The sequence below is a fragment of the Flavobacterium gyeonganense genome, assembly GCF_029625295.1.
Classification (GTDB): Bacteria; Bacteroidota; Bacteroidia; order Flavobacteriales; family Flavobacteriaceae; genus Flavobacterium; species Flavobacterium gyeonganense.
Genome location: NZ_CP121112.1, coordinates 2,277,629 through 2,300,160, shown reverse-complemented (window position 1 = coordinate 2,300,160; position 22,532 = coordinate 2,277,629). Strand labels below are relative to the sequence as shown.

The following is a 22,532-nucleotide window of genomic DNA, read 5'->3' as shown; positions in this document are numbered from 1 at the left end:
TTTTAATCTTCAAGCCAGCGATACAATTCGTTGATGTATGTTTTTTGACCTTCGTGGTAAATATTCGTTACGTTGAAATTTATCATTAATCCAATTGGTGTATTTAAAAGTTTCATATAAGACATCAATTTTGCAATGTGGATTGGTATAATTTTATCTACTGCTTTTAGCTCTAAAACCAAACATTCTTCAATGAACAAATCACATTTTAAATCAGATTCTAATTCCAAACCTTTGTATTCAATTGGAATTATTAATTCTGACTGAAAATTTATTTCTCTTAAAGAAAGCTCTTTCATCATACACTTATGATAAACACTTTCTAAAAGCCCGGGTCCAATATTTTTATGAACTTCAATTGCTGCTCCATTAACCTGATAAACTAAATCAGTCAAATATTTCTTTGTCATCTTATTGTTTTTCACAAAGAAACAAAGAAAGATTAAACCTACAATAAGTAAGTGCAATTCTTAAATGAACTTACATAACTTATATGGTTTAAAATTTTAATTTTTATTCTTAGCATCAAAAGCCAATGCGTACATTTTGATGTTTTTTATCATCGAAACCAATCCGTTGGCACGGGTGGCAGATAAATGTTCCTTTAAACCAATTTCGTCTATAAATTCTGTATCCGCATTTATAATGTCGGATGCTTTTTGATTTGAGAAAGCACGAATCAGAATCGCGATAATTCCTTTGGTCAAAATCGCATCACTGTCTGCAGTGAACACAATTTTATCGTCTTTTTGTTCTCCCTGAAGCCATACTTTTGACTGGCATCCTTTGATTAAATTTTCGTCGGTTTTGTATTCTTCTTTTATTAAAGGAAGGCTTTTTCCTAATTCGATGATATATTCGTAACGCTGCATCCAGTCATCAAACATCGAGAATTCATCTATTATTTCGTCTTGTATTTCTTTGATTGTCATAATTATTCTTTAGCAAAATCAGTCAGCAAATTTACCAGTTTTTCAATTTCCTTTGGGGGAAAACCATTATCAAAACCTTGAGTTTCGTACGTTTTCTGATTTTGGATTATTTTTAGATTCCCGATTGCGGCACCGTCGTAAAAACGTTTTTCGGTGGGGGCTTTTAAAGTGGGAATACTTTCTACATTTATTTTTTCGAATTCGGCTACAATTTTATCCCAATCTGTTTTTTTGATTGTATTTTCTACAGCTTGTGCATCTCTTTTATTGGTTACTGAAACCGTTTGATTTTGAACCACTATCTTTTTATAATAACCTCTCGACATAGCCGAATATTCAATTACTGTTGATGCCATATCTGTCTTTTTCTGACTGGAACATCCCGTTCCGATAAAAATAACGAGGAGCAATAATGATACAATTCTCATAAAATGAATTTTTAGCTTAACATGTTTTTTGCTTTTTTAACAGCTTCAACCATTTCATCAATTTCTTCTTTGGTGTTGTAAAAAGAAAACGAAGCACGAATGGTTCCCGGAATACAGAAGAAATTCATAATCGGTTGTGCACAATGATGTCCTGTACGAACTGCAATTCCTAATTTGTCAATTATTGAACCAATATCATACGGGTGAATCCCATCAATATTAAACGAAACTACCGATGCTTTATTTTTTCCGTTTCCGTAAATTCTCAGACCTTCAATTTCAAGCAAACGTTTTGTAGCATGTTCCAGTAATTTTTTTTCCTGAAGCTGAATATTTCCAAAACCAATGTTGTTCAAATAATCAACAGCAGTTCCTAATACGATTCCTCCCGCGATATTTGGAGTTCCGGCTTCAAATTTATGCGGCAAATCGGCATAAGTTGTTTTTTCGAAAGTTACTTCTTTAATCATTTCCCCTCCGCCCTGGTAAGGAGGCAGTTTGTTTAGCCATTCTTCTTTTCCGAATAAAATTCCGGTTCCGGTTGGTCCGCACATTTTATGCCCTGAAAAAGCGTAAAAATCGCAATCCAAATCCTGAACATCCGGCTTTAAATGCGGAACAGCCTGTGCTCCGTCAATTAAAACAGCAGCTCCAACGGCATGTGCTTTAGCAATCATTTCCTTCACAGGATTGATTACACCAAGTGCATTCGAAATATGATTTACCGTAACAATTTTTGTTTTCTCAGATAATAACGATTCGTATTCGCTAATGATCAGTTCGCCTTCTTCATTAATCGGAATCACTTTTAAGACAGCCCCTGTTTTTTCACATAACATTTGCCACGGAACAATATTGCTATGGTGTTCCAAAGAAGAAACCAAAATTTCGTCACCCGATTTTAAAATAGAAGCAAAACCATTGGCTACTAAATTGATTCCGTGTGTTGTTCCCGAAGTAAATAAAACTTCATGAGAAAATTTGGCATTAATATGATGTTGCAATTTTACTCGTGAAATTTCATACGCATCAGTCGCTAACTGACTTAATGTATGGACTCCACGGTGAATATTGGCGTTTATTTCCTGATAGTATTTCGCTTCGGCATCAATCACAACTTGTGGTTTTTGCGAGGTTGCCCCATTGTCGAAATATATTAATGGTTTTCCGTTTACTTTTTCAGAAAGTATCGGAAAATCAGCTCTTATTTTTTGAATATCCAGCATAATTTATTTAGAAAAATTCTAAGTACAAAAGTACTAAAACTAAATTGTTTTATCCGCCAATTCTATAATTTCCTTTTATGGTACTATCAATAGCGAGCTTGAAATATTGATTCTGTAAATTTTAATTTGATTTTATGAATTTCCCGAATTGAAAAGCCCAATTAAGTATTAAAATCATGACCTTAAATTATTTATCTTGCATAAAAAATAGCTGTATCTAAATATGAAAAAAATCCTCAAATTACTTGGTGTCCTTCTGCTTTTAATAGTTTTATACTTCGGATTCACAACTTATCCGAAACTGGATTTAATTTCCGGCTTTTCAGCCAAAAGCATTGCTTCGGGACATTTTCTGGATAACCGTCCGAAAGAATTAATCGAAAAAACCGACAACGACATTGACCTGATCCATCTGGCCACTAACACTATTGATGAGGCTGGAAAATTTGCCACTTCATCAGTTTACGGACTGAAAGAAAGAAAAGCAATTTATCGTGAAGGTTTGGGAGCGACATTAATTAATGATGATTTTGATGTTTCGAAACCTTATTTGCTTCCCAAAAGAGCTAAATCGAAAACATTGCCTTTCCCTTATGGAAATATTGATCCGAAAGACACTATTTTTTCGAATATTGATTATATCCAATTACAAAAAACAATTGACAACGCATTCGATAAATCGGGTCGAAAGTTAAAACGAACCCGTGCTGTTGTAGTGTTATACAAAAACAAACTGATTGCAGAAAAATACGATACCGGTTTTACGAAAGACAGTAAAATTTTAGGCTGGTCGATGACAAAAAGCATTACCAGTTCGGCTTTTGGAGTTTTGGCGAAACAAGGAAAAATAGATATTTACAAACCAGCTCCTGTTGCAGAATGGCAAAACGATGAGCGAAAAAACATTACTATAAACGATTTGCTGCACATGAATTCAGGTTTAGAATGGGAAGAGAATTACAGCACCATTTGCGATGCTACGAAAATGCTTTTTCAGGCTGAAGATATGGGCAAAGTACAACTGGATAAACCGGCTCAGTTTAAACCTAACACACATTGGAATTACTCTTCCGGAACCACCAATTTATTATCATTAATTCTGAAAAGACATTTTAAAACCCAACAGGAATATCTTGATTTTTGGTACAGTGCCGTAATCGATAAAATTGGAATGAGTTCGATGATTGTTGAACAAGACATGACCGGGACTTTTGTGGGTTCATCATACGGATGGGCGACAGCGCGTGACTGGTCAAAATTTGGATTATTATATCTAAATAAAGGCAATTGGAACGGTGAGCAAATTCTGGATGAAAGCTGGGTAAAATACACCGCAACACCAACCAATACTTCGGAAGGAAAATACGGCGCACAGTTTTGGCTTAACGCTGGCGGAAAATTTCCTGACGCTCCCCGCGACATGTTTTACTGCAACGGATATCAGGGACAAATGGTTGCTATTATTCCATCAAAAGATATGGTGATTGTGAGAATGGGACTGAAGGAAGATCCTGCCTTTGATTTTAATGGGTTTTTGAAAGGGATTGTTGGGAGTGTGAAATAGTAGATTGTAATACATTTCATTCTTTTTAATATATTAGTCGAAAATTCATTTCATGAAGGTATTTGAAAACATATATTTTATCGGTGGGATTCATGGTGTGGGAAAAGGAACTATTTGTAAAGAAATAGCATCTAAGACTAAATTAATACATATAACTGCAAGTCAAGTTTTAAAATGGGAGGAAATTAGTGACATAGATAATAAACTTGTAAAAAATATTACCTCATCACAAAACCGATTAATAAAAGGCTTGAAAAATATAATTAAAAAAGATCAGACATATCTTTTGGATGGACATTTCTGCTTATTAGATTCAAATGAAGTTTCAAGAAGAATTGATGAAGATACATTTGACCAAATTAATCCAAAAATTATATTAATTGTTATTGATGATGCTGAAAAAATTGTCGAAAGATTACAATCAAGAGACGACAAAATTTACAATGTTGGAGTTTTAAATCAATTACAGTTAATGGAAATCGAATATGCAAAGTATCTTTCAAATAAGTATTCAGTTCCTTATATCGAAATAAAAAACGGAAATTATAATCGATTAATAGAAATTATTTAATGATGAAAATTTTACTCGATACTAACATCATTATCCATAGAGAAGCAAGTAAAATATATAAACCTGAAATTGGACAACTTTTCAAATGGATTGATAATCTTAAATATTCTAAATATATTCATCCCTTAACAGTTGAAGAATTAGAAAGATATAAAGATCCAAATGCTCTTGACACAATGAGTATTAAAATCCAAAGTTATAACTTGCTTAAGCATCAAGCCCCATTAGGCGAAGATATTCTCAGAGTGAGCAAAAAAATAGACAGTCAAAGCAATGATATAAATGATACTCAAATCTTAAATGAAGTTTATGAAGGTAGAGTTGATATTTTAATTTCCGAGGACAAAAAAATACATACTAAAGCAAATTTACTTGGCATAACTAACAGGGTTTTTAAAATTCAAAATTTTTTAGAAAAAGTAATATCGGAAAATCCTGATTTAGTCGATTATAAAGTATTAGCTGTTAAAAAAGTTGATTTTGCAGACGTTAATATTAAGGATAATTTTTTTGATAGTTTTAGGTTAGATTATCAGGAGTTTGACAATTGGTTTAATAGTAAATCTGAAGAACCATGTTATGTCTGTTATAGTGATGGAAATTTGACTGCTTTTCTTTTTGTTAAAATTGAAAAAGAAAATGAAAACTATTCTAATATCACCCCTGTTTTTGAACCAAAAGTAAGATTAAAAATAGGAACCTTAAAAGTTACTGGTAATGGTTATAAAATAGGGGAACGGTTTTTAAAAACAATTTTTGATAATGCAATTCAATTTAAGGTTAAAGAGATTTATGTAACGCTATTTACAAAAAGACCAGAGCAAGAGCAACTAATTGAAATGCTTGAAGAATGGGGTTTCGTTTACCATGGATTAAAAACAACAAAAAATGGCGATGAAAAAGTCTATGTAAGATCTTTTGATAAACAAGTTCCTGTTAATACAGAAAATCCAAAACTTACATTTCCTTTTTTATCTAGGAAGACAGATAAATATATAATTAAAATCGAACCTCAATATCATACTGAACTTTTTCCTGATAGTATAAACACAAGAGAGGATGTTAGAAAATATACAGAAAATGAACCACATCGAAATAGAATAAGTAAAGTATATATTTCACATTCTCAAGATAGAAATCTAAAGCCTGGAGATTTATTAATTATATATAGAATGGGGGAAACAATTCCCAAAAAATATTCTAGCACTATTACTACAATTTGTATTGTTGAAAATGTTCAGCCTAATTTTAATTCTTTTGATGATTTTTTCAATGCGTGCAATAGAAGAACTATGATTTCAAAAGAAGATTTAAAAACTAATTGGTGGGATAAAAATTTAAAAAATAGACCTTTTGTTATAAACTTTTTATACGCACATTCTTTGCCAACACCCAAACCAACTTTGGATGATTTGAATAAATTAGGTATTATCACCGACATATTAAATATGCCAAGAGGATTTATTAAAATTACAAATGAACAATTTAATGTTTTGATTAAATTTGCATATAAATTATAACTCATGAAAGTAGTACTATCAATCAAGCCCCAATTTGCAAATAAAATATTTGATGGGACAAAAAAATTTGAATTCAGAAAAGCTATTTTCAAAAACCAGAATGTTACTTCAGTTTTGGTTTATGCTTCTTCTCCTGTTCAAAAAGTAATTGGCGAATTTGAAATAGCCGAAATATTTAATTTAGATTTAAAAACTCTTTGGGATAAAACAAAAGAACATTCAGGAATAACTGAAGAGTATTTTTATGAGTATTTTGAAAATAGAGAACAAGGTTTCGCTATTCAAATTAAAAATAAAAAGAGATTTGAAAATCCTAAATGTTTAAAAACAGATTATAATTTGACTCCTCCTCAATCATTTGCATACTGGTCTAATGAATAATACGACATGTTGTTTTAGCCCCGATAGAAGAGGAAATCCTTTTGTGACGCTTCTTTAGCGGAACAAAAGATTGAAAAGGATAGCGTGAAATAGCTTCTAAAAAACCGATACACTTAAAAAGTCTATCGGTTTTTTATTTATAGATTTTGTGTATAATTATTTCTTAGCCACAAACCTCGGATCAGATTCCATAATGGTTCCGCAATTATCGCAGGTTCTTAATTCTTCTGAGTTGTAGAAATATTCAAAATGCGGCAGGAAATCTTTTTCAATATTGTGCAGTTCAAAAAACACTTCATATAATTTATGGTTGCAGTTGTCGCAATGCCAAAGCAAACCGTCTGTGTAGCCTAATCCGGCACGTTTTCGCTCAATTACCAATCCAATAGAACTCTCAGAACGAACTGGAGAATGCGGCACTTTAGCGGGATTCAGATACATATCGCCTGGATTCAGAATCATTTCTTTACGTTCACCTTCTTCCTGAACTACTACTTTTATGTTGCCTTCCAGCTGGTAAAAAAGCTCTTCGGTTTCATTATAATGATAATCTTTTCGGGCATTTGGTCCCGCCACGATCATGACAATATAGTCACCGGAGTCAACATATAAATTTTTATTCCCAACAGGCGGTTTTAATAAATGACGGTTTTCATCTATCCATTTAGTCAGGTTGAAAGGTTTTGCTATGGCCATTATTTGAGATTCTAAGTTTCTGAGAGGCTAAGTTAAGGAAAATTTATAGAGCCGCACTGCTGTGCGTCTTCATGATCTGATAAAATTAATTGAAACCAAAGACGCACTGGGATGCACTTTTACGATTACATTTCTTTTATCAGATAAATATATACCGGAAAATGGTCACTGAAACCCACTTCGTTTGTACTGTGCCGCAAAGGATATCCTTTGTATTTTCCTGAAGTTTGAATAAGATACGGTTTATTGAAAATTCCGGCTTTCCAGAATTTAAACGATGAAAAATCAGGTTTTATAAGCGATTCCGTTATGATAATCTGATCGAAAATGTCCCAGGAATCCCGAAAAGCTGTTGTTCCCATACCGCGTTTTGCCATTTCTTCAAAGGGATTGTAAGTCCCAAATTCGGGAACTTCAGACTTTTTGGCTTTTGTCCCCAAAACTACTTTTATACTTTTATTATAAGGACCGTCATTTAAATCTCCCATAGTAATCACTTTTGCGTTTGGATTAATTTGCTGCAGTGAATCAATTATTCTTCGGTTTAATTTTCCGGCTGCTTCGCGATATTCGCTTGTGGCTTTTTCTCCACCGGAACGCGACGGCCAGTGATTGACAATAATACTGATTTCTTCTCCTTCCAGAAAACCGGTTATCAAAAGCTGGTCACGCGTAAAAACACGGTTGTTTTGAATTGTCATTGTTGTTTCCTCATCTGTTGCTTCTTCTTTTTTCTGTTCTTGTACATTTTTATTTTTTAATATATATAAAGGTATATTCGAAAAAGTAACGGGTTTAAAATATTTCTTCTGATATAATAATGCCACATCTATTCCTCGTTTATCCGGCGAATCAAAATGGATGATTCCGTAATCAAAAGACAATAATTTGGGCTGTTTGACTAAGTCTTCCAGAACGCCTCTGTTTTCAATTTCCGAACCTCCAATCAAAACAGGTGCATTTGGATTTTTGGGTTTACCAATTTCTGAGATGACTTTAGAAAGGTTCTGCAGCTTCTGATTATATTTTTCTGTTGTCCAGTTTTGCGTTCCGTTTGGTGTCCATTCATTATCATTGGTGTAAATATCATCAATCGTGTCAAAAAGATTTTCGAAATTGTAAAACGCAACTGTGTGAATGCTATATTGTTTAGCCTGACCAAAAGCTGTAATAGAAAACAAGAAAATAAAACAAATTCTAAGTATAATGATTCGCATAAAATGATTTTTTTAAACGCTGAAATTAATGAAATTTTACATTTGTAAGAAATTTCAATTAATTTTATTTTTTTAAATCTTTATCTTTGTTATAAATAAATTCCAAAAGCCAAAAAGAAAATGAATACAAGCAGGTTCCTTCTTATAAACAACCCTTTTGCTTTTTGCAAATTCGTATTCCTTATTTTTGCTTTACAATCCTTTACCTGTCAATCCCAACAAAACATGATAACACCACCTTATTTACAAAAAGGAGATACTGTAGCTCTTTTGGCAACAGCCCGAAAAAACATAGATGATAATTTAAAGCCTACCATAGATTTGCTAAAAAGCTGGGGCCTAGAAGCCGTAATTGGAAGTTCAATTGGTCTGGATTACCATCAACTGGCTGGAACAGACGAACAGCGTGCTGCCGATTTTCAAAAGCAAATGGACAATCCGAATATAAAGGCGATCTGGTGTGTGCGAGGCGGTTACGGAACTGTGAGAATGTTAGATTTATTGGATTTTTCGAAATTCAAGCAGCATCCTAAATGGGTTATTGGTTTTAGTGATGTTACGGTTTTGCACAATCATCTCAATACGATGGGTTATAAATCTATTCATGGGGTAATGCCGGTTACTATTCCGCGTGCGACTCCGGCTGCTATTAGTTCGATGAAATCGGCTGTGTTTGGGGAACCTCTTTCGTATTCTGTTGCTCCGCATCCGATGAACCGTTTTGGTCAGGGAACCGGCGAATTAGTGGGTGGAAATCTTTCTATCTTATACAGTTTATTAGGATCGCCATCGGCAATTGACTGTAAGGACAAGATTTTATTTATCGAAGATTTAGATGAGTACCTGTATCATATTGATCGCATGATGATGAATTTACGTCGAAACGGCTGTATCGAAAACCTGAAAGGAATCATTATTGGCGGAATGACGAAGATGAAGGACAATGAAGTTCCGTGGGGGAAAAATGCACTTGAAATTATTGATGATGTGACTAAAAAATACAATATTCCGGTAATTTTTAATTTCCCGGCAGGACATATTCAGGATAATCGTGCTCTGGTTATGGGAAGTACGATTTCTATTGAAGTGAATGCTTCCGGAAGTACTGTTGTTTTTAAGTAATTTTTAAATACTATTGAAAATAATCCGAAAAATAATCAAATGGGAAAACTTGAAGAATATAAAGAAAGTCAAAAAGAATGGCGAGACATTTCTGTAAATCAACTTTCAAATGCAAATAACATTTTACTTACTTTTTCATCAGCGCTCTTAGTTTTTGTTCTTGACAAAAGTAAAAGTAATGTGATTTACCTCAATAGTAACCAAAATTTTGATTGGGAAATTGTTACATATTGGACCTCCGTCTTTTTACTTAGCTTATCAATTTTATACGGATTCTGTGTTTTAATCACGCGACTCTATGATGCACGAATTTCAAGACATATAGTATTAACAAGAAAAAGATTTTTTGAAAAGAATCAAAATGGAGTAGATAAGGAATTACCGCGAAATGATTTCCATGATTTTAATTTTGGTGATCGAATAATTGTATTGTGGAAAGTAATATTTTGCAAATTACCATTTATTAAATCAGAAAAAATTTCAAATGGAAATGATATTATTGAGGATTTTCAAAGTTTAAGAAAAATTTCAAAAGTATTAGGAACTGCAACTTGGAAATGGACAAAGATACAATTTGGACTTTTCCTATTGAGTGGTTTTATTTACCTAATTTTCAGTTTGTAACTAAGAAAATGGCTGAACACAACGAACTAGGAAAAAAAGGTGAAGATCTTGCCGTAGAATTTCTGCTACAAAACGACTATAAAATTTTAGAAAGAAACTGGACTTTTCAAAAAGCCGAAATTGATATTATTGCCAAAAAAGAAAATATCGTTACTGTTATCGAAGTCAAAACAAGATCGAGTATAGATTTTGGACTTCCGCAGGATTTTGTTAAACCAAAAAAGATTCAGCTGCTCATAAAAGCAGTAAATGCCTACATAAACGATAGGGAAAAAGATTTTGAAGACGATTTAGAAATTCGTTTTGATATAATTGCCATCCATAAAACTCAGGAAACATTTGCTGTTGAGCATCTTACTGACGCTTTTTATCATTTTTAACATAATTTTTTATTGTTATATTTGTAACAAATTGTTTTTTAATTTATATTTGCAGAGATTTATAACATCGCAAACAAACCAAACTAACACAATTACGTTCAAAAACAATTAAAGATTATGAAAACCGTTTCTTCTATTGTAGAAAATTACATCAAGACAAAGCCATTTTTACTCAATGCACTTTCTCTTGGAATTATTAACCTGACTTCTTTGTCGCGCAATATCATGACCGAACTGGAAAGTGAATTCGGGAAAGAAGTTAAACAAGGCGCTGTAGTAATGTCCCTAAAAAGACTGACAGAAGAGTTAGATTTTAAACTGAACCACAAAATCAACAAGGTCATTAAAAACATTGGTGAAATTACGGTTCGTTCTGAATTGACAGATTACACTTTTGCAGCTTCTGACACTGTTTTAAACAAACAGGCCGATTTGATTTCGGATATTAATGTACTGTCTGATATTTTTTATACCTCATCACGTGGTGTAAACGAAACCAATATTGTAGTAAGCAGCAGTATTAACCATTTAGTAGAGAAACATTTTATCCGCGAAAAACTGATTCAGAAATTAGATAATCTGGCTTCTATTACTGTAAAATTACCAAAAGAAAACATTGTAGTTCCCGGGATTTATTATTTCATTTTTCAGCGTTTAGCCTGGGAAGGAATTATTATCAATGAGGTAATTTCGACTTCAAACGAATTTACAATTCTGGTAGGAGAAGAACAAGTTGATGTTGCTTTTAAAGTAATTAAAGATTTGAAAAATTAATTCTCTTCCAAGAAACCCAATCCAAAAAAAGAAAAAAGACACAATATACGAAGAGGCTGTTCATCAAACAGTCTCTTTTTTTATGCAGTTTCGCAAGTGGCATTATGCAGGACTGGAAAATTACAGGAGTTCGCGATAAAACACAATTGATTGGCTTTTGTATGCAAATCTAAAGCTTCCTGAATTTTATCCGGATTTGCAATTTTCACTTTTGGATGCAGATGAACTTCTGTAAAACGGCCGCTTCCATCAGGAGCAACTTCTAAAATTGCTTCGGCGTTATCTGAATATTCTAAAACTTCAATTCCGTTTTGGGAACATACATATAAATACGACATCATGTGGCAGGAAACCAGACTGCTTAAGAGCAAATCCTCCGGATTATATAATTCGGGATCGCCTTTGAAAGCTTTTGCGGCTGAAATATTTAAAATTGGCTTTCCTTCAATTTTAATTTGATGACTTTTGCTGTAGAATTTTGAAGTTGATTGTACTGGATTTGGATTGGAAGTCCAGTTTATTGCTGCTTTAAAGAGGTGTTTAAATGACATCTTTTGATTTTTAGAATTATTTCCTGCAATTCCTTTTCAGCAGGAATTTTATTAGCAATCGTTTTTATTATCAAAAAATCTTCATTTTTTGATAATGCCCTGATTTCTAAATATTTTTTTCATTCCTGTGAAGTTTAATTTCAGAAATATCTTTTAGTAAAATTCTATTTTTAACTTTCAAAAAACCAATATGATTAACAAATATGCCTCTTATTATTTCTCCATTCTTTATATCTACACAGTCAGATACTTGCAACAAATTATAGATAATATATAATAAAATCAGATACAGTAATAGCTTAATATTTTCCTCAAGACTATTACTAAAAACTTTCAAAATTGAAGGCGTGGATAAAACTCCAATGATTATTATATAAAAAATAGGATGTACTAATTCTTGCTTATTTAACCTCATTTTTATTTAACTTCTTAGTTTGAGTTTTTTATAATAATTGGAATTTATTTCTTTACCTGAATAGTTTCTTTTTTTATAGAATCATTCTGTTTTTCAGTATTTTCAGCTTTATTATTAATCTCGCTTTCATTTATTGTGTCATTGCTTATTACAGCTGGTTCGCCATCTACGGCTGCTTTACCCATACAACTTGTTAAAGTAAAAACTAAACTCAATGAAAATAGTGCGATTTTTTTAATTGGCTTTATTTTAATTCGGCTAAATCTGGTTATTAATTTATCATATTTAATGCTTTCTGTAGTTTCGATTTGATTCAATTTAAAATGCCCACAAATCCTTTCTTCGCCTGAATTTTCAGTGAAATATTTCTGAATTTCCGGATTATTCATTTTTGTGAAATCAATTACTATTTTATTACAGGTGTTACAAAATCTGCCGTTTTTATCTGGCGACATTGAATTCCAGTTTTCATTACAAGGTTTTGGTATCGTTATTTTATTTTCCATATTACTTTAAAAGACGGTTCAGTTTCATTTGGCAAAAACTATTCCACTACTAGCTTAATATCTCAACAAACGGATTTTGAAAATTGTTTTCACTATTTTATAATTCTAATTAACTTCGGATACCCATTTTGTGCATTTCCATTTCTTATTCTAACAGCAGATAGTATCGGCAAAATTACATTTAGTGCGTAAAGTATAACCACGATATAAAATAAAATATCACTTGGACCCCAATGCATAATTTTAAATAAGGCGAAAAGAGTTATTGAAATATAAGCAAAAACAGACCATATTATCTGAAAATTCAAAAGGTTAGCTCCAGCTTCTTTCATACCAATAATTTTATCTTTTTTGGTCATCCATAAAATTAAGGGAAGAATAATATTTCCTACTGGAATAACCAAAAACGCTAATACGGAAAGATGTAAAATTATCAGATAATGATGGTCTTCTTTTTTTCCGTAATCTAAAATGTCCTCTGCGTTTATGTCCAGAACTTCACAAATCAAATGGAGTGTTTTACCGCGTGGTTCGCTTTCGTTGTTTTCAATTCGCTGGATGGTTCTTAAATTTACTTTGGAAGATTCTGCCAGTTCTTCCTGAGACAACCCTTTTTTCTTTCTGACTTCCCTAATTTTTTCTCCGATTTCTTTCATAATTATTTGCGTTTATTTTTTGACAAAACTATTATGAAACTGTAATTCTGATAGCGGTTTATTTGCGACATTTTTACGGCATTGTTGTCAAAGGCTAGTGGGTTTGTTGGGTTGTTTTAAAAAAACCACAGCAGTTCTACACACAAGCGAATCATTTACAATTGAGCTAAAATCCTTATGATTACATAAAACGGAAGAATAATCAATCCTATATAAAAAATGTTTTTTCCATGGGTTCTGTCTTTCTCATTATAAGAATAAACTTTTTGTCCATTTGGCAAAGACTTTTTCGAAGTCCATAAGGAATAACCAATTAAAATACCTAAAAAACCACCAAGTACTGCAAAAACGTAACCTGCAATAATCCACGATTTCTGATTCTCTTCCGGTTTAGCCAATAACTCTATCCGCTGTTTTTTCAAAGCTTTGAGTAGTTCTGTATCAACAAATTTGCCTCTTTGTATTAAGATTTTTTGCGCCAACTTATAATCGAATTCATTCCACTCATCTGCTTTTAAAAGTATTTCATACAATTCATCATCTGAAAAGCTGAATAAATAATAGTATTTATCTATCTGATCGATTAAATTTTCAGCGTTTTCATCCAAAACCTTTTCCGCCTTTTCAAAATCTGTTAATTGTATTTTTATTTCATATTGATTTTGTAAAGTGCTCCCAGAAAATGAAGAATCAACAGGCGGAATATTATCAGCTATTTCTGTGGCAATATCATTCTTGTTTAATAAGCTCTCTAAATCTTTGACTTGTTCTAATGTTGGATATTTTCTGAATACCGAGTAATTTTCATTCATTTGTGATTTGTTGTAAAATTTGAAAATAATTGGTTTGAATTTGAGTTTGAAATCTCGTTTAATTTTGCTTTGAATAACTGGTTGTTTAGAACTTTTTAAATATATAACTATCAATTATAAAAGGCAAAATCATTGTTCCAATAGATATTGAAAATGTATAGAGATAATCAATTTTATATTTTGGAAATTTCCCAAATTCCGGTTCTCTTTTAAATATTTTGAAATAAATATTTCTTGTTAACTTTTGAATAATTAAAAAAATGAAAAGCATTTGAGAACCAAAGTAGCTAATATTTCTCATTTTATTATTAGAATTATCCTCAATCATAATTCTGATAATATCAATAAAACTGCAATAGATATCCAAGTAATAAATACTCTTTTTTGATTTAATTTTTTGATTTAATTTTTCGATTTGAAAACCAGCTATAAATAATGGTATCATAAAAATTATATAAAGTCCAAAGTCAATATTCATATTGTACTTTAATTTTTGGCATTATGTTTTTCAAAAAGTATAGCATAATGAAACATTAATAAATTTGGAAATTTTCTATTGTGTTTTTTAATTCTTTCAAATCTTCAGGAAGTGAATTGAGCACAATTTCTTTATTTAATTCTGTTACAATTTCAGATTCAATTCTACAAAAAGTACGATTGCATTCTTTATAGAAATGAAATTTTAAGTTATCTAAATTAGGATTTCGTACATATAGTATGTTTTCAAAATAATACTTTTTAGAATTATATTTTATTGACAATCTAAACAAAGTTGGATCTCTTGGAAAATCAACAGCAACAACATTTTGATTTTCAAAAAGAGTAAAGATTGTTAAATTCCAAGTTCCTTGTGTAAATTGAATCTTCAAATCATTACTATATTCTCCACTAACAATAACTTTCATGTTTAGTTTTTTATTAGGTTAAAAATCATATCAAATATAAGAAAGTAATATGCAAACCAATCTTGGTAAAAATTGATTTAAAATGTCAAAAAAATTTATTTCAAGTAACAAAAAAACCCCGAAATCACAACTTTCGAGGTTTTTTGAACTAACAAAACTGATTAAACTTATTTTTTAACTGAAAACTTAAATGTTGTTTTCGTTTTATAATTTTCGCCCGGATTTAAAACTGTCGTTGGGAAGTTTTTCTGGTTTGGAGAATCCGGGTAATGTTGCGTTTCTAAACAGAAACCTGTTCTGTGAGCATAAGTTCCGCCGTTGCGCATTGGTAAAGTTCCGTCAAGGAAATTACCAGAGTAGAACTGAATTCCAGGTTCGTCTGTGGTAACTTCTAAAACTCTTCCGCTTGCAGGGTGGTAAGCTGTTGCGATAACTGTTTTTCCTTTTTCAGGATTATTCAGTACCCAGCAGTGGTCGTACCCTTTTCCTCTTATTAATTGTTCATCTTTAGCATCGATATCTTTTCCAATTAATTTTGGCTTTCTGAAATCGAATGGCGTGTTGGCAATATCCTGCAATTCACCAGTCGGGATTAAAGTAGCATCTACCGGAACAATTTTATCCGCATTCAAAGTAAGTTCATGATCCAAAATCGTTTTAGAGAAATCACCTGATAAGTTAAAATATGTATGCTGTGTCAGATTGACAACTGTCTTTTTATCTGTACTTGCTTCGTAAAGTACTTCCAGTTCGTTGTTTTTTGTTAACGTATAGGTTACAATCACTTTTAAGTTTCCAGGGTAGCCTTCTTCCATATCTTTGCTTAAGTAAGATAATTTCAAGACTGCTGCTTCTCCTGATTTCGCTTCTTCTGCTTTCCATACAGCTCTGAAAAAACCTTCCGGTCCTCCGTGCAGTGCATTTGGAGCATTATTGATTGCTAATGTATATTCTTTACCATCTAATGTAAATTTACCTTTTGCAATTCGGTTTCCGAAACGTCCGATTAAAGCGCCAAAAAACGGATTAGGTTTCATGTATTGTTCCAGGGAATTGAATCCTGTCACTACATTTTCAGAAACGCCATCTTTGTTTGGTACTTTTAAGTCTGTGATAATACCACCAAAAGTGATGATATCGACTTCCATTCCGTTTTGGTTTTTTAGCTTGTAGCTTTCAATTTTTTCTCCTTTTGGAGTTGTTCCGTAATCCGATTTTACAATTGTTACAGAATCTTTTGCGTTTTGAGTTGTGTTCGACTCCATTTTTTTATCACTTTTACATTGAACAGAAAGTGCTGTCAAACCGATTATCGTAATTCCGAAAGCACAACGTTTTAATACATTCATAAATACTGGTTTTTTTAAGTTAGTAAAGTCTTAAAGCCGAAAGTCTTAAAGCCCATTGATTCAAAGTTAACCAATCTTTATGACTTTATGACCTTCGGCTTTGGACCAGATTATAATCCGTGCTGAAACGTATGGTAGTACGCTTCATTAGCATTAATTTTATCTTTAAAATCCCTGATAGTGGTTTTTTCATCAATCACCAACAATTCAATTCCGGCGATATCTGCAAAATCCTCCATAAATTCAGTTGTAACTGCCTGACTGTACACCGTATGGTGTGCTCCACCTGCCAAAATCCATGCTGTAGCTGCAATATCAAGGTTTGGTTTGCAATCCCATAATACACGTGCAACCGGTAATTTTGGTAATTCAGCCATTGGTTTAACCGCAACCACTTCGTTTACAATTAAACGGAAACGGTTCCCCATGTCCACTAATGAAACATTGATAGCCTCTCCTGCAGGTGAGTTGAATACCAAACGAGCCGGATCTTCTTTTCCACCAATTCCAAGAGGATGTACTTCGCAAGACGCTTTTCCGTCAGCAATAGATGGACAAATTTCCAACATGTGTGATCCCAAAACGTATGATTTTTGAGGTGTAAAGTGGTACGTGTAATCTTCCATGAAAGAAGTTCCTCCTTCAAGACCAACGTTCATTACTTTTAATGCTCTCACCATTGCAGCGGTTTTCCAGTCACCTTCACCACCAAAACCATAACCATCTGCCATTAATCTTTGTGTAGCGATTCCCGGTAATTGTTTCCATGCCCCAAGGTTTTCAAAAGTATCTGTAAAAGCTCCAAAACCGCCTTCTTCAAGGAAAGCTCTTAATCCTAATTCGATTTTTGCTGCTTCTACTAATGAACTTCTTTGCGCTCCGCCTTCTTTTAAAGAATCCGTTAACTTATAAGAAACTTCGTAAACTGCCAGTAAATCATTTAATTGGGCATCAGTAACTTTCTCAATATGCTTGGTAACATCAGAAGAATCATATCCGTTAACGGACATTCCGAAACGAATTTGAGCTTCCACTTTATCTCCTTCCGTAACGGCAACTTCACGCATATTGTCTCCAATACGGGCTACTTTCAGGTTTTGAAGCTCGTCCCATCCTAAAGCTACTCTTGTCCAGATACCTAATTTTTTCTGTACTCTTTCGTCTTCCCAGTGTCCTACAACCACTTTGCGTTTTTTACGCATTCTGGACATGATGAAACCAAATTCACGATCTCCGTGAGCTGATTGATTCAGGTTCATGAAATCCATATCGATAGATCCCCATGGAATTTCAGCGTTGTATTGTGTATGTAAATGACATAATGGTTTTTTCAAAATACTCAATCCTCCAATCCACATTTTTGCCGGTGAAAATGTATGCATCCAGGTAATAAGACCGATACAGTTTTTAGTGGTGTTTGCCGCTAAGCAAACATCTAAAATCTGAGCTGGTGATTTTACTACATCCTTATAAACCACTTTTACAGGGATTTGAGACGATTCTCCTAATCCTTTTGCTATTATCTGAGAATGTTCTGCTACTTTTCTTAGTGTTTCTTCACCGTATAATTCCTGGCTTCCTACTACAAACCAAACTTCTTTTTGAGAAATGTCAATCATTTTGTTATTTTTTGTTTCAAGTTTCAGGTTTCAAGTTTGCTTCTCCTTTTCGATCAGGACTGTCTATTCAAGTTTTTGAAATACTGAAAATCTTTGTTATTTATTATTTGTTTTTCTTTTAAGTTTCAGATTCCAAGTTCAGCGTTCCAATAACCTGAAACTAAAAAACCTGAAACCTGAAACTAAATTTTCTATTGTCCGTAATACGAATCTTTTCCGTGTTTACGGTTGTAATGTTTCTTTATCAATGAATCTTTTAATCGTGGTGCATTCGGGTTTATTTGTAAAGTCAGGTACGCCATTTCGGCTACTACTTCCAAAACTTTACTGTTGTAAACCGCTTTTGCTGCATTTTTTCCCCAGGCAAACGGACCGTGGTTTCCGATCAAAACCATTTCAACTTCTTCGTATGAAAGATTTTTTTCTTTGAAACAATCCAGAATCTGAATTCCCGTATTGTGTTCATAGTTTCCTTCAATTAAAGAATCTGCCATTGGCGGAGCACACGGAATATCAGCTGTTAAGTGGTCTGCGTGTGTAGTTCCGAAGATTGGAATATCCTGCTGAGATTGCGCCCAGGCTACTGAATACGTTGCGTGTGTATGAGCAACTCCCCCAATATTAGGCCAGTTTTTATATAAATAAGCATGCGTTTTAGTATCTGATGACGGACGCATAGTTCCTTCGATAATATTGTTGTCAAAATCAACAATTACAATATCTTCAGGCTTTAAATCTTCGTAAGGAACACCGCTTGGCTTAATGGCAAAAACGCCATTTTTTCTGTCAACTGCACTTACATTTCCAAAAGTATACACTACCAGATTCAACGCATTTAACTGCATGTTGGCTTCGTAGCATTCTTGTTTTAAATCTTTATAAAGAGAACTCATTTTCTGTAATTTTAATAGATGGATCTGCATAACTGCTTAGTTGATCGTATGCTAAAAGTAATTTGTTGTAAGCAGACACTTTTTCAGGTTCCGGAGTGTATTCACTTTCAAAACGACTTCCCATTTTTTGACTGGCTTCAATTACATTTGGATAAATTCCGGAAGCAACAGCAGCATAAATTGCAGCTCCCAAAGCCGGAGCCTGATCTGACAGGGCTACTTTAATTGGCTTGTTTAAAACGTTTGCCAAAGTCTGCATGATGAAAGGTGATTTACGGGCAACACCACCGATACCGATAACGCTGTCAATTTTTACACCTTCTTCTTCAAAACGATCCACGATTTTTTTAGATCCAAAACAGATTGCGTTCACTAAAGCTTTAAAAATATGAGGCGCTTTTGATCCTAAAGATAAGTTTGAAATGGCACTTTTTACTTCCTGATTCGCATCCGGGGTTCTGCGTCCGTTGATCCAGTCTAAAGCGGTTGGCACACTTTCAGATAATGGAATCTTTTCAGCTTCTTTTGTTAATTCGATAATTAATTTATCACTGAATTCTTCTCTTAATTGTTCTTTTTGAGCTTCGTTTAAAATTGATGAAGCACCTAATAACTGTTCTGTTGGCCACATTAGCAATTCTTTGTACCAGGCCAATAAATCGCCAAAAGCAGACTGACCTGCTTCAAGACCAATATAACCCGGAATCACAGATCCGTCAACCTGACCACAGATACCGCGAACGTTTTTGGTACCCACTTCATCATAAGAACCAACTAAAATATCACAAGTTGAAGTTCCCATTACGCGAACCAATGTATTTTCGCCAATTTTAGCCCCAACTGCTCCTGAATGTGCATCGAAAGTCCCAACAGCTACAACTGTATCTGTCGTAAGTCCTAAACGGTCTGCCCATTCTTTGCTCAATTTTCCGGCTACTAAATCTGAAGTATAGGTTTCATCGTATAAATTGCCACGAAGTGCAGCTAAATATGGATGTAGTTTTTCTAAGAATTCAACAGGAGGAAGTCCGTTCCAGTCCTGGTGCCACATAGCTTTGTGACCTGCTGCACAACGGCTTCTTTTGAATGTTTTTAAATCTTTATCTTCAATTAATAAATAGGTCATTAAATCGCAGTGTTCTAACCAGGTGTGGGCTGCATTCCTTACGGCTTCATCTTCTCTGGCAATGTGCAGGATTTTTGCCCAAAACCATTCTGATGAATAGATTCCGCCCACATATTTTGTTACATTTTCACCGCCCCAGCTTACTGCCAGTTCATTGATTTCGTTTGCTTCATTTATGGCAGTATGATCTTTCCACAACACCATCATTGCATTTGGATTTTCCTCAAAACCTTTTGTCAAAGCCAGTGGAATTCCATCTTTTGTAACCGGAACCGGAGAAGACCCTGTGGTATCAATACAGATTCCTTTTATGGCAGCAGGATCAACCTTACTTTCTTTAACAACATTTTGAATGGTAATTTCCAGTCCTTCAATATGATCCAGAGGATGCTGACGAAACTGATTTATAGAAGCGTCACAATATTGTTTGTTTTTCCATCTTTTATAATGAGAAACATTTGATGCCAGTTCCTGTCCGTTTTCAGTGTCTATAAGCACTGCACGAACAGAATCTGTTCCGTAATCTAATCCTATAACATAGTTTTTCATTTCAAATTCATTTAATGACGACAAATATAATATAATTACTCTATAAGTGTACAAAAAACACTTAATAAAATTAACTTACTATTTTTTATAATAATTTTATCAATTACATCATATTATATTGAGCTATTTTCCTTCTAAAACAACCACTGAGAAAGGCGGAATGGTAATCTCCAGTTTCCCTTTTTTATTTTCGAAACCTTTAAAAATGACTGGTACAATTTTATTTGGTGTATCGAAAGAATTGTAATCCTGTAGCTTTGAAGATGTAATTACAGACCCTGTGAAATTTTTAACTCCCAGATCTTTTATATCTATTTCAATTTTATTTTTATTTTTAGAATCTACATTTACTAAAGAAATATGAACCGCTCCATTTTTATCTTTTGAAGCAGAAGCTGATACTGCCGGAAGGGTTTCCCCATTAACTGTATATAAAGGTGACTGAAAACTTACAGGTAATAATTTTGCATCCTGGTGAACCGCATATAATTTCATGACATGATACGTTGGTGTTGTAATCATTTTAGCTTTATCAGTCAGAATTACAGCCTGCAACACATTCACACACTGTGCTAAATTTGCCATACGAACCCTGTCTGCATGATTATTGAAAATATTAAGGGTTGCTCCGGCCAAAACCGCATCTCTCATCGTATTTTGCTGATATAAAAATCCTGGATTTGTTCCTTTTTCTACTTCATACCATCCGCCCCATTCGTCAACCAGCATGGCTACTTTTTTCTCAGGATCATATTTATCCATTATAGCGGCATGTTTGGTAACAAGTTCTTCCATTTTCAAAGCAGATTTCATAGTTTGAAAATATTGTAGTTCCGTAAAATCTACACCGTCACCTTTTTTGTTCCAGTCGATTACAGCATAGTGGTGTACACCCAAACCGCCCAGCATATTAAGAGGAATGTTTTTCATCATGACTTCAGTCCAGTTGTAATCTGAACCATTAGAACCTGATGCAATACGGGTAATCCCTCCGGTATTTTCCCAATCCGACATGAAAGTGGCAAATTTTCTATATTCACCTGCATAATATTCTGCAGTCATATTTCCTCCACAGCCCCACGCTTCATTTCCGATTCCCCAGAATTTAACTTTCCATGGCTCTGTTCTTCCGTTTTTTCTGCGTAAGTCACTCATCGGACTTTTACCGCTAAAATTGGTGTACTGAACCCAGTCAGCTAATTCCTGAACAGTTCCGCTTCCTACATTTCCTGACAAATATGGCTCAGCTCCAAGAACTTCACACATATTCAAAAAATCATGAGTTCCAAAACTATTATCTTCAGTCACACCTCCCCACCATTTATTTACAATTGTTGGTCTTTGTTCCTGAGGGCCAATTCCGTCTTTCCAGTGATAGGTATCAGCAAAACAACCTCCAGGCCATCTTAGATTTGGAATTTTTAAATCTTTTAAAGCCGCAATAATGTCGTTTCGAACTCCCTTAGTATTGGGTATTTTAGAAGTATCTCCCACAAAAAAACCTCCATAAATGCAGCGTCCCAAATGTTCAGCAAAATGCCCATAAATATTTTTGTTGATAGTTGGAGCACCAGCATCATTTTTTATGGCAATTATTGTGGTTTGGTTTTGTGCAGAAATCGTTTGTAAAGAAAGTGCAACAAATAAAAATAGAAGGTTTTTTTTCATGGTTTTTTCTTGGTTTTTGTAGTTTTTAAAAGAATAGCTGTTAACCCA

Annotated in this window: 25 protein-coding genes; 8 read left to right on the top strand and 17 right to left on the bottom strand. The window is 33.5% G+C overall.

What is annotated here, in order from left to right:
- Nucleotides 1-2: 2 nt before the first annotated feature.
- The 4 genes from P5P89_RS10015 to P5P89_RS10000 form a co-directional block, all read right to left on the bottom strand.
- A complete protein-coding gene (locus P5P89_RS10015) occupies nucleotides 3-410 on the bottom strand; it encodes a GxxExxY protein (RefSeq protein WP_278011783.1) in 408 nt (135 codons plus the stop codon).
- A gap of 96 nt (nucleotides 411-506) precedes the next feature.
- Nucleotides 507-932 carry a SufE family protein gene (locus P5P89_RS10010; RefSeq protein ID WP_278011782.1) on the bottom strand — a complete coding sequence of 142 codons (426 nt, stop codon included), beginning with the start codon at nucleotides 930-932 and terminating at the stop codon, nucleotides 507-509.
- 2 nt (nucleotides 933-934) lie between these two features.
- Entirely contained in the window at nucleotides 935-1,360 is a 426-nt protein-coding gene (locus P5P89_RS10005) for a hypothetical protein (RefSeq protein WP_278011781.1), read from the bottom strand.
- Nucleotides 1,361-1,371: 11 nt separating this feature from the next.
- Nucleotides 1,372-2,586, bottom strand: coding sequence for an aminotransferase class V-fold PLP-dependent enzyme (locus P5P89_RS10000; protein ID WP_278011780.1), 1,215 nt, complete (start codon nucleotides 2,584-2,586; stop codon nucleotides 1,372-1,374).
- 223 nt (nucleotides 2,587-2,809) lie between these two features.
- Between P5P89_RS10000 and P5P89_RS09995 the strand changes: the two genes are divergently transcribed.
- Genes P5P89_RS09995 through P5P89_RS09980 form a run of 4 tightly spaced genes read left to right on the top strand, consistent with a single transcriptional unit; the run spans nucleotide 2,810 to nucleotide 6,622 of the window.
- On the top strand, nucleotides 2,810-4,150 hold the full coding sequence (locus P5P89_RS09995; RefSeq protein ID WP_278011779.1) for a serine hydrolase domain-containing protein: 1,341 nt from the start codon (nucleotides 2,810-2,812) through the stop codon (nucleotides 4,148-4,150).
- Between the two features lie 52 nt (nucleotides 4,151-4,202).
- Nucleotides 4,203-4,721 carry an ATP-binding protein gene (locus P5P89_RS09990; RefSeq protein WP_278011778.1) on the top strand — a complete coding sequence of 173 codons (519 nt, stop codon included), beginning with the start codon at nucleotides 4,203-4,205 and terminating at the stop codon, nucleotides 4,719-4,721.
- The gene (locus P5P89_RS09985) at nucleotides 4,721-6,241 is read left to right on the top strand and encodes a PIN domain-containing protein (protein ID WP_278011777.1); all 1,521 of its coding nucleotides are present in this window, start codon (nucleotides 4,721-4,723) and stop codon (nucleotides 6,239-6,241) included. Before P5P89_RS09990 ends, P5P89_RS09985 begins: the two co-directional genes overlap by 1 nt.
- Nucleotides 6,242-6,244: 3 nt before the next feature.
- Nucleotides 6,245-6,622 (top strand): ASCH domain-containing protein, encoded by a 378-nt coding sequence (locus P5P89_RS09980; RefSeq protein ID WP_278011776.1) that lies wholly within the window; start codon nucleotides 6,245-6,247, stop codon nucleotides 6,620-6,622.
- A 156-nt stretch (nucleotides 6,623-6,778) separates the two neighbouring features.
- On the opposite strand, the gene P5P89_RS09975 is transcribed toward P5P89_RS09980, so the two are convergent.
- Together P5P89_RS09975 and P5P89_RS09970 are read right to left on the bottom strand one after the other, a co-directional pair.
- Complete coding sequence (locus P5P89_RS09975) at nucleotides 6,779-7,318, bottom strand: 3-hydroxyanthranilate 3,4-dioxygenase (RefSeq protein ID WP_278011775.1); 540 nt, start codon at nucleotides 7,316-7,318, stop codon at nucleotides 6,779-6,781.
- Between the two features lie 125 nt (nucleotides 7,319-7,443).
- Nucleotides 7,444-8,535, bottom strand: coding sequence for an endonuclease/exonuclease/phosphatase family protein (locus tag P5P89_RS09970; RefSeq protein WP_278011774.1), 1,092 nt, complete (start codon nucleotides 8,533-8,535; stop codon nucleotides 7,444-7,446).
- Nucleotides 8,536-8,760: 225 nt separating this feature from the next.
- On the opposite strand from P5P89_RS09970, the gene P5P89_RS09965 reads away from it, so the two are divergent.
- From P5P89_RS09965 to P5P89_RS09950, 4 genes are all read left to right on the top strand, one after another.
- Nucleotides 8,761-9,657 (top strand): S66 peptidase family protein, encoded by an 897-nt coding sequence (locus tag P5P89_RS09965; protein ID WP_278011773.1) that lies wholly within the window; start codon nucleotides 8,761-8,763, stop codon nucleotides 9,655-9,657.
- 39 nt (nucleotides 9,658-9,696) lie between these two features.
- The gene (locus P5P89_RS09960) at nucleotides 9,697-10,281 is read left to right on the top strand and encodes a hypothetical protein (protein WP_278011772.1); all 585 of its coding nucleotides are present in this window, start codon (nucleotides 9,697-9,699) and stop codon (nucleotides 10,279-10,281) included.
- An 8-nt stretch (nucleotides 10,282-10,289) separates the two neighbouring features.
- A complete protein-coding gene (locus tag P5P89_RS09955; RefSeq protein ID WP_278011771.1) occupies nucleotides 10,290-10,661 on the top strand; it encodes a YraN family protein in 372 nt (123 codons plus the stop codon).
- A gap of 117 nt (nucleotides 10,662-10,778) precedes the next feature.
- The gene (locus P5P89_RS09950; protein ID WP_025570960.1) at nucleotides 10,779-11,435 is read left to right on the top strand and encodes an aspartate kinase; all 657 of its coding nucleotides are present in this window, start codon (nucleotides 10,779-10,781) and stop codon (nucleotides 11,433-11,435) included.
- An 80-nt stretch (nucleotides 11,436-11,515) separates the two neighbouring features.
- On the opposite strand, the gene P5P89_RS09945 is transcribed toward P5P89_RS09950, so the two are convergent.
- The 11 genes from P5P89_RS09945 to P5P89_RS09895 all read right to left on the bottom strand — a co-directional run bounded on the left by P5P89_RS09945 (nucleotide 11,516) and on the right by P5P89_RS09895 (nucleotide 22,484).
- Nucleotides 11,516-11,986 (bottom strand): OsmC family protein, encoded by a 471-nt coding sequence (locus P5P89_RS09945; protein WP_278011770.1) that lies wholly within the window; start codon nucleotides 11,984-11,986, stop codon nucleotides 11,516-11,518.
- 459 nt (nucleotides 11,987-12,445) lie between these two features.
- Nucleotides 12,446-12,907: a hypothetical protein gene (locus P5P89_RS09940; RefSeq protein WP_278011769.1), complete on the bottom strand. Its 462-nt coding sequence runs from the start codon at nucleotides 12,905-12,907 to the stop codon at nucleotides 12,446-12,448.
- 92 nt (nucleotides 12,908-12,999) lie between these two features.
- The gene (locus tag P5P89_RS09935; protein WP_278011768.1) at nucleotides 13,000-13,563 is read right to left on the bottom strand and encodes a helix-turn-helix domain-containing protein; all 564 of its coding nucleotides are present in this window, start codon (nucleotides 13,561-13,563) and stop codon (nucleotides 13,000-13,002) included.
- A 155-nt stretch (nucleotides 13,564-13,718) separates the two neighbouring features.
- A complete protein-coding gene (locus P5P89_RS09930; protein WP_278011767.1) occupies nucleotides 13,719-14,375 on the bottom strand; it encodes a hypothetical protein in 657 nt (218 codons plus the stop codon).
- An 85-nt stretch (nucleotides 14,376-14,460) separates the two neighbouring features.
- The gene (locus tag P5P89_RS09925) at nucleotides 14,461-14,853 is read right to left on the bottom strand and encodes a hypothetical protein (protein ID WP_278011766.1); all 393 of its coding nucleotides are present in this window, start codon (nucleotides 14,851-14,853) and stop codon (nucleotides 14,461-14,463) included.
- 55 nt (nucleotides 14,854-14,908) lie between these two features.
- Nucleotides 14,909-15,280: a hypothetical protein gene (locus P5P89_RS09920; protein WP_278011765.1), complete on the bottom strand. Its 372-nt coding sequence runs from the start codon at nucleotides 15,278-15,280 to the stop codon at nucleotides 14,909-14,911.
- 167 nt (nucleotides 15,281-15,447) lie between these two features.
- On the bottom strand, nucleotides 15,448-16,629 hold the full coding sequence (locus P5P89_RS09915) for an aldose epimerase family protein (protein ID WP_278011764.1): 1,182 nt from the start codon (nucleotides 16,627-16,629) through the stop codon (nucleotides 15,448-15,450).
- A 110-nt stretch (nucleotides 16,630-16,739) separates the two neighbouring features.
- Nucleotides 16,740-18,248, bottom strand: coding sequence for an L-arabinose isomerase (gene araA, locus P5P89_RS09910; protein ID WP_278011763.1), 1,509 nt, complete (start codon nucleotides 18,246-18,248; stop codon nucleotides 16,740-16,742).
- A 191-nt stretch (nucleotides 18,249-18,439) separates the two neighbouring features.
- A complete protein-coding gene (locus P5P89_RS09905; RefSeq protein WP_007808585.1) occupies nucleotides 18,440-19,141 on the bottom strand; it encodes an L-ribulose-5-phosphate 4-epimerase in 702 nt (233 codons plus the stop codon).
- Nucleotides 19,125-20,816, bottom strand: a complete 1,692-nt coding sequence (locus tag P5P89_RS09900) for a ribulokinase (protein WP_278011762.1) — start codon at nucleotides 20,814-20,816, stop codon at nucleotides 19,125-19,127. Before P5P89_RS09900 ends, P5P89_RS09905 begins: the two co-directional genes overlap by 17 nt.
- Before the next feature lie 123 nt (nucleotides 20,817-20,939).
- Nucleotides 20,940-22,484 carry an alpha-N-arabinofuranosidase gene (locus P5P89_RS09895; protein WP_278011761.1) on the bottom strand — a complete coding sequence of 515 codons (1,545 nt, stop codon included), beginning with the start codon at nucleotides 22,482-22,484 and terminating at the stop codon, nucleotides 20,940-20,942.
- Between the last annotated feature and the right edge of the window lie 48 nt (nucleotides 22,485-22,532).

Excerpts from the sequence above, each read along its gene's own strand:
- P5P89_RS10015 (WP_278011783.1), bottom strand. The coding sequence starts at position 410 with ATGACAAAGAAATATTTGACTGATTTAGTTTATCAGGTTAATGGAGCA.
- P5P89_RS10010 (WP_278011782.1), bottom strand. The coding sequence starts at position 932 with ATGACAATCAAAGAAATACAAGACGAAATAATAGATGAATTCTCGATG.
- P5P89_RS10005 (WP_278011781.1), bottom strand. The coding sequence starts at position 1,360 with ATGAGAATTGTATCATTATTGCTCCTCGTTATTTTTATCGGAACGGGA.
- P5P89_RS10000 (WP_278011780.1), bottom strand. The coding sequence starts at position 2,586 with ATGCTGGATATTCAAAAAATAAGAGCTGATTTTCCGATACTTTCTGAA.
- P5P89_RS09995 (WP_278011779.1), top strand. The coding sequence starts at position 2,810 with ATGAAAAAAATCCTCAAATTACTTGGTGTCCTTCTGCTTTTAATAGTT.
- P5P89_RS09990 (WP_278011778.1), top strand. The coding sequence starts at position 4,203 with ATGAAGGTATTTGAAAACATATATTTTATCGGTGGGATTCATGGTGTG.
- P5P89_RS09985 (WP_278011777.1), top strand. The coding sequence starts at position 4,721 with ATGATGAAAATTTTACTCGATACTAACATCATTATCCATAGAGAAGCA.
- P5P89_RS09980 (WP_278011776.1), top strand. The coding sequence starts at position 6,245 with ATGAAAGTAGTACTATCAATCAAGCCCCAATTTGCAAATAAAATATTT.
- P5P89_RS09975 (WP_278011775.1), bottom strand. The coding sequence starts at position 7,318 with ATGGCCATAGCAAAACCTTTCAACCTGACTAAATGGATAGATGAAAAC.
- P5P89_RS09970 (WP_278011774.1), bottom strand. The coding sequence starts at position 8,535 with ATGCGAATCATTATACTTAGAATTTGTTTTATTTTCTTGTTTTCTATT.
- P5P89_RS09965 (WP_278011773.1), top strand. The coding sequence starts at position 8,761 with ATGATAACACCACCTTATTTACAAAAAGGAGATACTGTAGCTCTTTTG.
- P5P89_RS09960 (WP_278011772.1), top strand. The coding sequence starts at position 9,697 with ATGGGAAAACTTGAAGAATATAAAGAAAGTCAAAAAGAATGGCGAGAC.
- P5P89_RS09955 (WP_278011771.1), top strand. The coding sequence starts at position 10,290 with ATGGCTGAACACAACGAACTAGGAAAAAAAGGTGAAGATCTTGCCGTA.
- P5P89_RS09950 (WP_025570960.1), top strand. The coding sequence starts at position 10,779 with ATGAAAACCGTTTCTTCTATTGTAGAAAATTACATCAAGACAAAGCCA.
- P5P89_RS09945 (WP_278011770.1), bottom strand. The coding sequence starts at position 11,986 with ATGTCATTTAAACACCTCTTTAAAGCAGCAATAAACTGGACTTCCAAT.
- P5P89_RS09940 (WP_278011769.1), bottom strand. The coding sequence starts at position 12,907 with ATGGAAAATAAAATAACGATACCAAAACCTTGTAATGAAAACTGGAAT.
- P5P89_RS09935 (WP_278011768.1), bottom strand. The coding sequence starts at position 13,563 with ATGAAAGAAATCGGAGAAAAAATTAGGGAAGTCAGAAAGAAAAAAGGG.
- P5P89_RS09930 (WP_278011767.1), bottom strand. The coding sequence starts at position 14,375 with ATGAATGAAAATTACTCGGTATTCAGAAAATATCCAACATTAGAACAA.
- P5P89_RS09925 (WP_278011766.1), bottom strand. The coding sequence starts at position 14,853 with ATGAATATTGACTTTGGACTTTATATAATTTTTATGATACCATTATTT.
- P5P89_RS09920 (WP_278011765.1), bottom strand. The coding sequence starts at position 15,280 with ATGAAAGTTATTGTTAGTGGAGAATATAGTAATGATTTGAAGATTCAA.
- P5P89_RS09915 (WP_278011764.1), bottom strand. The coding sequence starts at position 16,629 with ATGAATGTATTAAAACGTTGTGCTTTCGGAATTACGATAATCGGTTTG.
- araA (WP_278011763.1), bottom strand. The coding sequence starts at position 18,248 with ATGATTGACATTTCTCAAAAAGAAGTTTGGTTTGTAGTAGGAAGCCAG.
- P5P89_RS09905 (WP_007808585.1), bottom strand. The coding sequence starts at position 19,141 with ATGAGTTCTCTTTATAAAGATTTAAAACAAGAATGCTACGAAGCCAAC.
- P5P89_RS09900 (WP_278011762.1), bottom strand. The coding sequence starts at position 20,816 with ATGAAAAACTATGTTATAGGATTAGATTACGGAACAGATTCTGTTCGT.
- P5P89_RS09895 (WP_278011761.1), bottom strand. The coding sequence starts at position 22,484 with ATGAAAAAAAACCTTCTATTTTTATTTGTTGCACTTTCTTTACAAACG.